10 protein-coding genes and 1 riboswitch are annotated in these 12,132 nt (G+C 59.9%); of the genes, 4 read left to right on the forward strand and 6 right to left on the reverse strand.

Annotated features, from left to right (window positions below):
• Window positions 1-17: 17 nt before the first annotated feature.
• Both ABDK74_RS07215 and rpe read right to left on the reverse strand, forming a co-directional pair.
• Window positions 18-1,673 carry a heparinase II/III family protein gene (locus ABDK74_RS07215; RefSeq protein ID WP_346003290.1) on the reverse strand — a complete coding sequence of 552 codons (1,656 nt, stop codon included), beginning with the start codon at window positions 1,671-1,673 and terminating at the stop codon, window positions 18-20.
• On the reverse strand, window positions 1,670-2,347 hold the full coding sequence (rpe, locus tag ABDK74_RS07220; protein WP_346003291.1) for a ribulose-phosphate 3-epimerase: 678 nt from the start codon (window positions 2,345-2,347) through the stop codon (window positions 1,670-1,672). Before rpe ends, ABDK74_RS07215 begins: the two co-directional genes overlap by 4 nt.
• Window positions 2,348-2,503: 156 nt before the next feature.
• Here rpe and ABDK74_RS07225 point away from each other — a divergent pair, with 156 nt between their 5' ends.
• Entirely contained in the window at window positions 2,504-3,763 is a 1,260-nt protein-coding gene (locus ABDK74_RS07225) for an AGE family epimerase/isomerase (protein ID WP_346003292.1), read from the forward strand.
• A gap of 1 nt (window position 3,764) precedes the next feature.
• Here ABDK74_RS07225 and ABDK74_RS07230 read toward each other — a convergent pair whose 3' ends face one another.
• The 3 genes from ABDK74_RS07230 to ABDK74_RS07240 all read right to left on the reverse strand — a co-directional run bounded on the left by ABDK74_RS07230 (window position 3,765) and on the right by ABDK74_RS07240 (window position 7,151).
• A complete protein-coding gene (locus ABDK74_RS07230; protein WP_346003293.1) occupies window positions 3,765-4,346 on the reverse strand; it encodes a YdcF family protein in 582 nt (193 codons plus the stop codon).
• Window positions 4,346-5,584, reverse strand: coding sequence for an MFS transporter (locus ABDK74_RS07235; protein ID WP_346003294.1), 1,239 nt, complete (start codon window positions 5,582-5,584; stop codon window positions 4,346-4,348). Before ABDK74_RS07235 ends, ABDK74_RS07230 begins: the two co-directional genes overlap by 1 nt.
• A gap of 127 nt (window positions 5,585-5,711) precedes the next feature.
• The gene (locus ABDK74_RS07240) at window positions 5,712-7,151 is read right to left on the reverse strand and encodes a methyl-accepting chemotaxis protein (RefSeq protein ID WP_346003295.1); all 1,440 of its coding nucleotides are present in this window, start codon (window positions 7,149-7,151) and stop codon (window positions 5,712-5,714) included.
• A 175-nt stretch (window positions 7,152-7,326) separates the two neighbouring features.
• A riboswitch (TPP riboswitch) is annotated at window positions 7,327-7,456 on the forward strand.
• Between the two features lie 92 nt (window positions 7,457-7,548).
• On the opposite strand from ABDK74_RS07240, the gene ABDK74_RS07245 reads away from it, so the two are divergent.
• From ABDK74_RS07245 to pnuC, 3 genes are read left to right on the forward strand one after another with little or no spacing between them, the layout of a single operon-like run.
• Complete coding sequence (locus ABDK74_RS07245) at window positions 7,549-9,987, forward strand: TonB-dependent receptor domain-containing protein (protein ID WP_346003296.1); 2,439 nt, start codon at window positions 7,549-7,551, stop codon at window positions 9,985-9,987.
• A 2-nt stretch (window positions 9,988-9,989) separates the two neighbouring features.
• Complete coding sequence (locus tag ABDK74_RS07250; RefSeq protein ID WP_346003297.1) at window positions 9,990-11,144, forward strand: phosphotransferase; 1,155 nt, start codon at window positions 9,990-9,992, stop codon at window positions 11,142-11,144.
• On the forward strand, window positions 11,135-11,716 hold the full coding sequence (gene pnuC / locus ABDK74_RS07255) for a nicotinamide riboside transporter PnuC (protein ID WP_346003298.1): 582 nt from the start codon (window positions 11,135-11,137) through the stop codon (window positions 11,714-11,716). The genes ABDK74_RS07250 and pnuC overlap by 10 nt, the downstream gene beginning before the upstream one ends.
• Window positions 11,717-11,773: 57 nt before the next feature.
• Here pnuC and ABDK74_RS07260 read toward each other — a convergent pair whose 3' ends face one another.
• A complete protein-coding gene (locus ABDK74_RS07260; protein ID WP_346003299.1) occupies window positions 11,774-12,121 on the reverse strand; it encodes a hypothetical protein in 348 nt (115 codons plus the stop codon).
• Between the last annotated feature and the right edge of the window lie 11 nt (window positions 12,122-12,132).

Genomic DNA, 12,132 nt, shown 5'->3' on the forward strand with positions numbered 1-12,132 from the left:
CCTGAACACGAGAGGGCCTATTCCGGAATGCGTTCGAGCAGCCATGTCACGCTCTGATGGGTCCGTTTGACGGGCTTCTGCGCTGCGGGTTTTGCAGGCCCGGGGGCACTTTCGCCGTCAGGCGGAGGCACAACCTCCGCAACGGGCTGCGGCGTGATGATGATCTGGCGGCAGATTTCGCGTTTTCCACGCCCCAGATACACGTCGTTTTCCAGACGGACGACGCCGTCGCGCTGCCTGAAACGCCAGATCGTCCCGCCGACCTGAAGGATAATGTCCTCGTCGTCCTGCGTCACCGTCACATCCGGGTGGATGTGAAAACGGATGGCGAAGTCGATGTTGCGTTCGCCGTCGATCAGTTCCTGCCCCCGCAGGTCCTCCCCATCAGCGCCGAAATACAGACGCCGCGTCCATTTCGCTCCCAGCGGGGCGTGATAACCGTCATGCGACAGATCCAGCCAGTGCGCGTTTCCGTCCGTCTGGTGATCGCAGGAAACAGTGACCGGACGGCGCGTCATGCCGCCATCAGGCCCGAAATCCGCCGAAGACAGACCATCCGCGACGAGAACCGTATGGGCAGCACTGCTCCGCATGGCATCCCGCCAGGCCCCGATCACGGCACTCCCGCAATTGACGAACAGACGGTGTCGCTGATGCGAGAACTCGAAAGACAGCGTTCCGGCATGAGCGGTTGTATCGAACCCAGCCGGAGCAGGCGGTCCGCTATCGACAATCAGCAGCGATTTCCCGAGCGCCAGTCGTGTGAAGCGACCCTGCGGCATGGCAGGCGCGATCAATTTCTGACGCGATCCTTGCGCCAGAACATCCTCCACCGCCGCACTATGCCGCTCGTTCGACCCGTTGAAGACCGCAAGCCCCCCGTCCCCATGCCGCATGGCTCGCAGAACGGGACAGACCTTGTCCAGAGCCCGGTCGATGAACGGCGGAACACTCGCATGGACCGTGCGGAACATGACGGACATTTCCGCAAGCTCACGCGCCACCAGAAACTGCGCCTCGGGGCTGCGCTCAATCACAGTCCCATCCGCAAGAACAAGGCGCTCCAGCTCCGCCGGAAAATAGCGCAGAAAGCGCGACATAAATCCCGTCTGCTCCGGCATCGCCATTGCCGCGGCCAGAAGCCCACGAAACGCCATCAATCCGCGCGCGCCCTGCGGTGGCAGCGGCAGAAGAGCCGCAATGGTCCGGCCCTCCACCAGCATCCGCTCCATCAGACGCTGCTGAAGTCGCGGATCGGCAGAGGCCAGACAAAACTCGTGGTTCGAAAGCCATGAGGCCAGACGCGAACCCGTCACGCAGGCATCGCGGATCAGGGGATCGGTTGGTGGATGTGCCAGCCAGTCACTGACGAGTCCGCGCGCGGTCAGACGTGCCCTGTCGCTCCCCAGCGTCCGCAGATCGCGCAGCCAGCCGAATCCGTGCAGCCACTCCCGCGCGGGTTCTGGCCAGGGGCCACGCTCCCAGTTGCCACTGGGCAGAACATAATCGTGCCGGTCGAAACGGAAATGCCCACCAATCAGGCGTGCGCCCTGCTCTGCATCCCCTTTCCAGGGATCACGGAACGCATGCATCGGTCCTTCAGGAGCAGATGCCCCGAAGGGAAGGCGCGCAAAAGAAAGACGCAGACCGCGAAGCCAGGGACTGCCTGTCATCCGGGCATCTGTTCCACGAACGGCCCTTCAAGCGCCCGGATCGCCGCGTCCCGATCCTCTTTCCCGAAAATCGCCGAACCTGCCACAAGCATCATCGCACCGGCTTCGACAACACGAGGCGCCGTCTGCGGGTCGATCCCGCCATCCACAGCAAGAATAATCTCACGACCACTCTTGCGGATCATCTCCGCCAGCGTCCTGATCTTGGCAAGCTGGCTATCGAGGAAGCTCTGCCCGCCGAAGCCAGGATTGACGGTCATAACAAGGATGATGTCCACCAGATCCATGACTTCCGACAACGCCACCGCAGGCGTCGCCGGGCAGATCGCCACACCCGGACAGCAGCCCAGCGCGCGGATGGTCTGAAGCGAGCGATGCAGATGGGGCGCATTCTCGACATGCACCGTGATATGGTCAGCACCGGCTTTTGCCGTCGCTTCCAGATACGGGTCTACCGGATCGATCATCAGATGCACGTCGAATTTCGCATCCGTATGCTTGCGCAATGCCGCAATCACCGGAGGGCCGAACGATATATTCGGCACGAAATGCCCGTCCATCACATCGAGATGGAGCCACGGCGCACGCGCGATGGAGGCGATCTCTTCCCCGAGGCGGGAAAAGTCAGCAGCCAGAAGGCTGGGGGCGACAATGATCGAAGAACGCTCAGTCATACTGTCATGTATCGGCAAACCCATCGCGCGACGCAAGCCACATCCGCATCCGTGCGCATCTTCGTGAGGTTCATGTCTGCGTGTCCGCCGTTTTGGAACCCCGGCGTGTCTGAAACGTCCTGATGCCCAGATCCGCCGACCTGCCCGGAGTGCCTCATGACCGATCGCCTTTCGCCGACCCTGCTCAGCCGTGACAGCTGGATCCGCCGCCCGTCACACCGGGCCTGGCTGGAAATGCAGGGCCGCCGCCTTCTGGACTTCAGCAAAGGCGGATGCGTGGACGGAGGCTTCGCGGGACTGGATCTGGAAGGCACTCTTCCCGAAAATGCCAAACCCGAAGCCACCCTGACCGCGCGCTGCGTCCATGCCTATGCACTGGCCGAGCTTCAGGGCCTGCCCGGGAGCGCTCCGCTTGTCGAACATGGCATTCACGCCCTGCGCACGCATTTTCGCGATGACGCCCATGGTGGCTGGCAGCACTTTGCGGACAAGGACAATGACCGCAAACAGGCTTATCTCCATGCTTTCGTTGCCCTTGCCGCCTCTTCCGCCGTCCTGATCGGAGCGGAAGGCGCGGGCGAACTGCTTAAAGACGCCACCCATCAGATCGACACCCATTTCTGGAGCGAGGACGAGGGTGTCATGCGCGAGAGTTTCGCGCCGAACTGGTCGGATGAGGAAAACTATCGGGGGGCAAACAGCAACATGCACTCCACCGAAGCCTTCATGGCCTTGGCGGACGTGACCGGAGACGTGAAGTGGCTACATCGCGCCCGACGCATCGTCACCCGTTTTGTGCATGAACTGGCCGCGGGGCAGGGCTTCGCCATGCCGGAGCATTTTGATCGCGACTGGACTCTCATGCGCGATTATCACAGCAACAAACCCAATGACGACTTGCGCCCTTACGGCATGACGCCGGGGCACTTCGTGGAATGGGCACATCTAACCCTAAAGCTTGAAGCCGCCCTGCTCCGTCATGGTCTGAAGGCGCCGGAATGGATGTTGCATGACGCACAGGCGCTGTTCGAAACGGGGATGAACACCGGCTGGAACGCCGATGGTCGGCCGGGAATGCTCTACACGATCAACTGGGAGCACGCCCCCCACAACCGCAGCCGCATCCACTGGGCCCAAGCCGAGGCGCTGACGGCTGCCATCAACCTCTACAAACGGACCGGCAATCCCCATTACGAGCACTGGTACCGCACGATCTGGGACTATATCGACACGACCCTGATCGACCGGGATTTCGGAAGCTGGTTTAACGAAGTCAGCCCCGAAGGCGAACCCACCGAAACGATCTACAAGGGCAAGGGCGATCTGTATCACGCCTATCAGTCCACACTGGCCCCCATGATGCCGCTGGCGCCCTCTCTCGCCACAGCCATTGAGCAGATCGGCGTTCCCTACTGAGTCAGCCGGGCGGCGCTTTCGTCAGAACATAAACCGGAAGCGCCACGGAATCGCGAAACAGATACCAGAGTTCCGCAGGCCGAAACCGGAATGGCGCCGCACCCGAAACCGGCGACACGCCCGCCCGTTCGAGCGCCCATTCCGCCCGCAGAACATGAAACCACTGCGTGACCACAACCGCGCCCTGCGGATGCAGGCGCGCGACATGCAGGGCCGTCAGCCAGGTGTTGTTCCCGTGTGAATCCACAATGATGGCGGCTTCTGGTGCGCCCCGATCCATCAGCCAGTTCGCCATGATCCGGGCTTCATCGCGACGATTGCCGCTTTCGATCGCGCCGCTCACCATCACCGTTCGCACAAGCCCGGCACGCCATAGCCGCAGACCTTCCTGCAACCGTTCCTGCAACGCTGGACGCGGCTGCCCTTTCGCAGTCACCGCCGTTCCGAAAACGACCGCCATTTCAGACCGCTCCGGTACAGCCGACACACCCCGAAACGCCACGAATCCCATCCAGAACAGAAACAGGCCGGGAAGCACCGCACCGACGCTCAACCCGGTCACAATTCGGTTCCTGCGCTTCATCAGGACAACGTCTCTTTCTCCGTCTGCGAACGGTGCAGGTAAAGCAACGCCACCCCCGCCGCCAGAATCCCGGACAAAGACCCCACACCCAGTGCCCAGCGCGGCCCAAGCGAGTTGGCCACCATTCCCACCAGAGGCGCGCCCAGTGGCGAAGACCCCGCAAAAACCGCAAAACGGATCGACACCACCCGCCCCCGCATGCCCGGGTCCGTCGCAAGCTGCATGTAACTGTTGCTTACCGCCGTAAATGTCAGAGTGGCCATCCCCGCCATGACCAGCGTGACCGCAAAGGCCCAGTATCCCGGAGCGAACGCTCCCAGCAGACAGGCCAAACTGAACACAATCGCCCCCTGTGGCAGCGCCGAGAACTTCATGGTTTTACGACTGGCGGCAATCAACGCACCCGTAATCGTCCCGACCGCCATGGCGGAATTGAGCACCCCATAACCATGCGCGCCGACATGAAAGACGCTGACGGCCATGGTCGAAATATAAATCGGGAAATTCAACCCGAAGGCCCCGAGCAGAAATAGCATGAACAGGATGGTCCGCAGATCATCGCGCTTCCAGACATACCGCAGGCCCGACAGCAGATCCTGCTTTTCCTGATGCGCGTTTTCAGGTTTTCGAGCCGAAAGGCGGTGCAGATCCTGCGTCCGCAGGGACAGGAGAGACAGCAGCACACCGTAAAACGAAAAACCGTTGAGGATGAACGACCATCCCGAACCCAGTTCCGCAATACAAAATCCGGCCACCGCGGGCCCGATCATGCGGCCTGCATTGTAGGACACGGAATTGAGCGCCACAGCATTCGGCAGGTCTTCCTCGCCCACCAGTTCACCGGCAAAAATCTGCCGGACAGGACTGTCGAACGCCGCCACACATCCGCTCAAGAAGGCGAACAGATCCACCTCCCAAAGTCGGACCATTCCCGTCACCACCAAAGCCCCGAGCGCGATTGCCAGTGTGCCAAGAGCGGCTTGGGTCAGAAGCAGAAAGCGATGCTTCTCCACCCTGTCAGCGATTTTTCCGGTCCAGAAAATCAGCAGAAGCGGCGGTGCAAGCTGAAGCGCTGTAACAATTCCGACAGCGGTTGCATCATGCCGTGTCAATTCTGTCAGGACCAGCCAGTCCTGCGTCGTCATCTGCATCCAGGTTCCGACATTCGAAACCAGCGCCCCCATGGCCCAGACACGGTAATTCCGCCGCCCCAGAGACCGGAAGGCCCCGCCCATCATGGGCAGCCCCTGTCATTCAGCGCAGAAAGAAAGAGCGAACGGACAAACATGGACATCAGTGTCGGGAATATCGCCCCCGATGTCGAGACATGTCAGGAAAATGCGTCTTTCACTTTCCTGAAAAGCCTCAGAAAGCTGCCGGAACCAGTTCGCAGGGCATGGACCCCGTTCGCCTGCCCACGGATTGTGCGGGACTGAAACGAAATTTGGACAATTCGGCGAAAAGATCTTTCGCTTCGTTGCTCAGATTCCGACAGGCCACATTAACCTCTTCCACCATCGCGGCATTGCGCTGCGTCATCTGGTCCATTTCGTTGATGGCTTTGTTGATCGTCTCAAGGCTTTCTGCCTCCCCTGTCGTGGAACGCGAAATATCTTCAAGCAGGGACGTAATCCCGTCCACATGTTCGCTGATAACCTTCATCGAGCGGTCCGCATCTCCCACAAGCTGGACACCTTCCTCCACCTGTCGGCCCGAAGACGTGATGATGTTGCGGATATCTTGCGCCGATTTGGCCGAGCGCTGCGCAAGCGCCCGGATTTCCTTCGCCACCACATCAAAACCCTGACCGGCCTCTCCCGCGCGGGCCGCTTCGATCCCGGCATTCAGCGACAGAAGATTGGTCTGGAACGCGATTTCCTCAATCAGGCCCAGAATGCTCTCGACCTGCCGCGAGGAGGTTCGGATCTCGCCCATAGCGCGGTTGGCAGAATGCATGATGCCCGACACCACGACGGTCTGTCCCCGCGTTTCAAGAGCTGTTTCGCGCGCCCTCACAGCAGAACGCGCTGTTTCCCCAACCGTCTGGGTAATACTGTTAATAGAGGCGGCGGACTGCGCCAAAGTCATAGCCTGACGCTCCGTCCGCTCGCTCAGTTCCGTCGAGGCCGACGCGATCTCAGAGGTTCCATTGGCGATGACGGAAGTCGCATCGGAAATCTTGGCAATTGCCGTTCTATAAATCTGGATCAGCGTGTTGAAGTTCTGCCTAAATTCCTCAAACCGGTCCTGAAAACCGTCACGAAACGTAAAGGTCAGGTCCCCTTCCTTCACGATCTCCAGTCCCGCGCAGATGGTTCCGATTGTCTCGTCCTGCACCCGGCGGATCCGCTCACTACGACCGGACAGTTCCTTCTGGATCTGCACCGCGTCCCGCGCTTCTTCCGCCGAGTTTTCCTGAAGCGTCAACTGCTTCTGGCTGTTTTCCCGGAACATCTGAAGGGACCGTGCCAACCGCCCCGCACAGTCGCGGTGGTGAAGGCACGGAATGGTGATATTGAGGGCACCGCTCGCAACTTTTTCGGTCGCCGCTGTAATCTGCTCGAACGGTACGGCAATCACATGAATGGCGAACCGTCCAATCAGGAGTGTCAGCGCAACCTGAACCAGCAGTCCCAGACACTGGGATAACATCTGTTCATGCCGATAATGAATGAACAGATGCTCGCAAAACTGCTCAATCACGAATTGTACCATGACAATCATGACAAGAAGCGCAAACAGTACCTTGATTTTCTGACGGACGTAGGCGGTTTTCTCAATCCAGTTTAACATGATCGCCTTCATTGACCTTGGGTCTCACGTTATCTTCAGAATCTGGCGTGAGCTTTTCTGAAAACTATACATGTCGTTATTAATAAAGCATGAAGAATGCTCTCGAAATTGTTTGCAACATTCTAGCTGCACTGCACGTAGAGAATCTGCTCATATTGACAATTTTCTGCCCCCGGAGGATTTCTGACGCTTCACCGTGGGGAGCCCTGGCAAAGGGCTGAGATTCTGCTGGTATGGCGCAAGTCCGTCATAAGGCGCAGTGACCCATTGAACCTGATCCAGTTCACACTGGCGGAGGGATGGTGGTCGCTGCCTGCCGGATACAGTCTCACGAACCCGCCAGCCAGCAACTTGAACCTTTCCTGTCAGCGCTGAATTCCCATTGCTTGCAGGCGAGGCGTTTTCCATCATGGCCCACAGACACCCCGGAGACTCTGCTGCGTCCCGCCTGCGGTATCATGGCATTCTCCCCGCCCTGATCAGCACCACAGTCTGTCTGTCCGTCGCCCAGGCTGCTGACACGACCAGACCGCAAGCCCATCACACAGTGGCCGCCCCTTCAGCCGCAAATGCACAACACCCTGCCCCGCCCGAAAATACCGCCGAGCATATTATCGTTCATCGACTTGCGGACAGCGCGCCCGGCAACCAGCCGGGAGGCGGGCTGATCCATCCGCAGGACGGCGTGAAATCCGTCAGTACGGTCAGTCAGGATTTCATTTCCAAACAGGCTCCCATGGCAACGGCCTTTCAGCTCGCATCCATGCTGCCCGGCGCCAATGTGTCCTCGTCCGATCCGATGGGATTTTCTCCCAACACGAACATCACCGTCCGCGGGCTCGATAACAGCGCCATCGGTTATGTGCTCGAAGGCATGCCGCTGAACGACGTCGCCGCCTATTCCGGCACGCCCAGCCAGTTCGCAGACAGTGAGAACTATCAGGAAATCGCCCTGTCGCAGGGATCAGCCGATCTGGACAGCCCGGTCCTGAACGCTGCCGGGGGCCTGATGAACCTGACATTCCGCGATCCGGCCAAAAAAGCGGGCGGCGACGCCAGCGTGTCCTACGGCTCCTACAACACCAACCGCGAATTCATCCGCCTCGACACCGGCGACATCGCCCATACCGGCATCCGTGGCTTCGTCTCCTACTCCCACGGCGCAACCGACAACTGGCGCGGACCGGGACGCGACGAAAAGCAGCATGTCGATTTCAAATTCCTCAAGGAATGGGGCCAAGGCAACCGCGCCAGCCTCATCGGCACTTTCAACACAACCATCACGAGCTGGTACCCCGAGCCTACCATGGGCACATGGAAGTCGGACGGCATCAGAGGCCAAAATAATCGTCTGGCCCATTACGACAGCAGCAATCCGGAAAACGGGGCGAATTACTGGCGTCTGTGGCGGGACGGAGAGCGCACGCTTTACGGCGGAGCGCCGGTTCATCTAACGCTAACCGACCATCTGACTCTCGACGTCACACCCTATGCGCAGCTTGCCTATGGCAACTGGCCCGGTGGGAGCACGCTGTCCGAAACCGGACTTTATCAGGGCACACAGGCTTTGCCCGACACGCTGCACCTCCCCGGCGCGCAGGACGGCGTAGGTGTGGTCCGCGCGGATTACACCCAGCGCAGCTACCGCTCCGGCTTTACCAGTGCGCTGCACTACAAAACCAGCTGGAACGATTTCGTTCTAGGGTACTGGTACGATTACGGTGACGACAACGAACAACAGCCCTTCACGGCGGTTCAGACCAATGGCTATGCCCCGGACATCTGGGCGCAGAATGGCCGCGACGTGATCCGCCTGTCCAACGGTGAGCGACTTCTGGGCGGCAGCTTTCACACCATTTCCCAGACGAACGCGCTGTTCGTCGGCGACCACATGTCCCTGCTGCATGACCATCTGGCCATCGACCTCGGGTTCAAGGCCGTCATGATGAGCCGCGATGGCACGAACAGCATGCCGGGCCCGCAGTATCATGTCGGCTCCAACAGCATGGAGCCCCTGCCCCGCCTTGGCGTGCGCTGGCGTATTGATGCGGAAAACCAGATCTTCTTTAACGCCACAACCAACTTCCGTGCCCCGGCCCAGAGTGCGCTGTACAACACCTATGACCCCTCTTCGGGCGAAATGTACGGAACCGGATCGGCTGACGTCCGGAACGAATATTCCATTTCCGAAGAACTGGGATACCGCCGCACGGGACGCTGGATCATCGGCAGCCTGACACTGTTCAACTACAATTTCACCAACCGCCAGATTTCCACGCAGGCCGTCCAGAACGGCTCCATTGTCAGCACGACGATGAACGCGGGTGGCCAGACCTCACGCGGGGTGGACGTGGAAATCGGGCTGCGTCCCTGGCACCATTTCAGTCCCTATGTCTCGGGCGAGTACCTGCATGCCACGATCGACAACGACCTGATGTCAGGCGGCGACCTGCTGCGCACCCGTGGCCGCATCGCTGTCCGCAGCCCGACCCTTCAGGCCGCGGCTGGACTGAGCTATGATGACGGACACATCTTCGGCGTCGCCACACTGCATTACACTGGCCACCAGTATGCGACTTTCACGAATGACGAGCGCGTCTCAGATCATACGACTGGCGATCTCGCCATCGGCTACCGCTTTTCGGACCATATCCATCTGCATCAGCCAACCCTGCGGATGAACTTCATCAACATCACGAACGAACACTACCTTTCCGGCGTGGCCAGCCCGACCATGAATGCGAAAGACACGACCGGCGTGTATGGCACCACCATTGCCGGAAGTGCGCCAAGCTACTTTATCGGCGGCGGGTTTGCGGCCCTGTTCACTGCTTCGACGGGGTTCTGAGCATGGCGGAGGCTTCCGGACAGTTCGGCGTCAACGGCCCCGAGAATAGAAGAGACTGGCCTGCGCTGTCTGATACCGAAGCCCGCGATGTCCTGTCCCGTTTTCCGCTTCCCTCTCCAGCCCGGCAGGTCGTGTGGCACGGAAGACGACCCTTTTCCTCCACAGGGGTCGTCCTGCTGGAGGATGGCAGCAGGGTTTTCCTCAAACGCCACGATCATTGTCTGCGCGATGCGACAGCACTTGCGGAAGAACACCGCTTCATCACACATCTGGCTGAACAGGGTATTCCGGTCGGTCAGACATGGCGTACAAAGACCGGGGATGCCGCACTTGATCTGAATGGATCGGCCTACGAAGTCTTTTCCATCATGCCCGGCCATGATCTTTACGAAACCGTGCAGTCCTGGGAACCGTTCCACAACCCCCGACATGCTTTTTCCGGCGGCCTGCGTCTGGGCCAGCTTCATGAGGCCTCCAGAAGCTTCAACGCCCCCGCGCGTCCTTCCTGCCGTCCGCTTCTCTCTACATTCGAAGTCATCACATCTTCCGACCTGATGACTGGGCTGGACCGCTGGATCCCCCATCAGGCAGGACTGGCCGAAGCGCTGACCTATCATTCCTGGCGCAACGATATCCCGCAGGCCCTCCTGCCCTTCCATGAACGACTGAAGCCGTATCTCGGCACAATTAAGCCGCGCTGGGGACATGGCGACTGGCACCCGTCAAACCTGTTCTGGGACAGCACCGGACCGGAAGCGCAGGTCTGCGGCATTCTTGATTTCGGCATGTCGGACCGCACCTGCGCCGCCTACGATCTCGCTGTCGCCATCGAGCGCACCGCCATCGCATGGCTGGAACCCGAAAACGACTGCCCTGTCAGTCTTGACCGCCTCGAAGCCTTCTTGTCCGGCTATCTGACACACTACGCCCTTTCGAGGGAAGAACGCCGTCTGGTGCCCCTTTTCCTGCCGCTCGTTCACGTCGAATATGCCCTGTCCGAAGTCGCCTATTACGAGACACTGGTCCATGACAGAGCCGGAGTGAAAGCCGCCTATACGGACTATCTGCTGGGCCACGCCCACTGGTTCTCGTCTCCCGCGGGACAGCAATTCCTGCGCTGGCTGACGCATAATCTCCAGACAGCGCCATGTCCCTGATCGAAATTCTGGGCGCCGTCCTCAGCGCACTCGCCGTCTGGCTGACATCGCGGCGCAGCATGATCTGCTGGCCCGTGTCTCTGGCCGCGGCAGGGCTTTATTCGTGGATCTTCCTTCAGGCCCGGCTTTACGCCGATGCCGGACTTCAGATCGCATTCTGTCTGTATGTCATCTACGGCTGGCAGCACTGGCGCCAGATGGCGAAACCGGATGGCCGCATCCACGTCCGCCGTCCGACACGCCCCACGCTTCTGAAGGGGCTGCTCTGCGGCGCAACGGGAAGTGCTGTCTGGGCGTTCGTTCTTGCTCGCTTCACCAACGATCCCACACCCATCACGGACGCCACCCTCACGGCTTGCAGCATTCTCGCCCAGTACTGGGATACCATGCGCTATCGTGAAACCTGGCTGCTATGGATCGTGGTAGACAGCGCCTATGTCGCTTTATTCATCAGCCGCGGCCTTTATCCGACAGCCGTGCTTTATGCCGGTTTTGTTGTGCTGGCGGCAAACGGATACCGGCTCTGGAAACCCGAAATTTCTGCCGGGGCGGCATCCAGCCCTCAACCCTGAATCACCATAAAAAAAAGCCGCTCTGAATTTTCAGAGCGGCTTTTATCAGGAGAGCATTCAGTCGATCGGTTCATCCTCCGGCAGAGGCTGGATCTGACGCAGCTTGCCGTAGCGGTCGTAGTAGAAAACCGATGTTCCCCGCCGTTCGGCATAACCGTCCGGCTGACCGTCCTTCGTCTGGAACAGCAGCCGGAAAGCATCCGGCTGCTCGATCACCTTGTCCCCGGGCGGGCGATACCGATAGCGGCTGAAATCGGCATGGCTCTTGGGCAGCGACGAGTTGTGATACAGGTCGTGCATGTTTGGCTTCTTGGGGCCATCATCCGCATCCTGCGCCACGGCCGTACCAAGAGCCGCGCCTGAAACAGCAAGAACGGCCAGTACTGGAACAATCAACCTGCGCATGATGCTCTCCG

Source organism: Gluconobacter sp. OJB (genome assembly GCF_039638275.1).
Classification (GTDB): Bacteria; Pseudomonadota; Alphaproteobacteria; order Acetobacterales; family Acetobacteraceae; genus Gluconobacter; species Gluconobacter cerevisiae.

Excerpts from the sequence above, each read along its gene's own strand:
- pnuC (WP_346003298.1), top strand. The coding sequence starts at position 11,135 with ATGTCCCTGATCGAAATTCTGGGCGCCGTCCTCAGCGCACTCGCCGTC.
- ABDK74_RS07215 (WP_346003290.1), bottom strand. The coding sequence starts at position 1,673 with ATGACAGGCAGTCCCTGGCTTCGCGGTCTGCGTCTTTCTTTTGCGCGC.
- ABDK74_RS07235 (WP_346003294.1), bottom strand. The coding sequence starts at position 5,584 with ATGATGGGCGGGGCCTTCCGGTCTCTGGGGCGGCGGAATTACCGTGTC.
- ABDK74_RS07230 (WP_346003293.1), bottom strand. The coding sequence starts at position 4,346 with ATGAAGCGCAGGAACCGAATTGTGACCGGGTTGAGCGTCGGTGCGGTG.
- rpe (WP_346003291.1), bottom strand. The coding sequence starts at position 2,347 with ATGACTGAGCGTTCTTCGATCATTGTCGCCCCCAGCCTTCTGGCTGCT.
- ABDK74_RS07240 (WP_346003295.1), bottom strand. The coding sequence starts at position 7,151 with ATGAAGGCGATCATGTTAAACTGGATTGAGAAAACCGCCTACGTCCGT.
- ABDK74_RS07245 (WP_346003296.1), top strand. The coding sequence starts at position 7,549 with ATGGCCCACAGACACCCCGGAGACTCTGCTGCGTCCCGCCTGCGGTAT.
- ABDK74_RS07260 (WP_346003299.1), bottom strand. The coding sequence starts at position 12,121 with ATGCGCAGGTTGATTGTTCCAGTACTGGCCGTTCTTGCTGTTTCAGGC.
- ABDK74_RS07250 (WP_346003297.1), top strand. The coding sequence starts at position 9,990 with ATGGCGGAGGCTTCCGGACAGTTCGGCGTCAACGGCCCCGAGAATAGA.
- ABDK74_RS07225 (WP_346003292.1), top strand. The coding sequence starts at position 2,504 with ATGACCGATCGCCTTTCGCCGACCCTGCTCAGCCGTGACAGCTGGATC.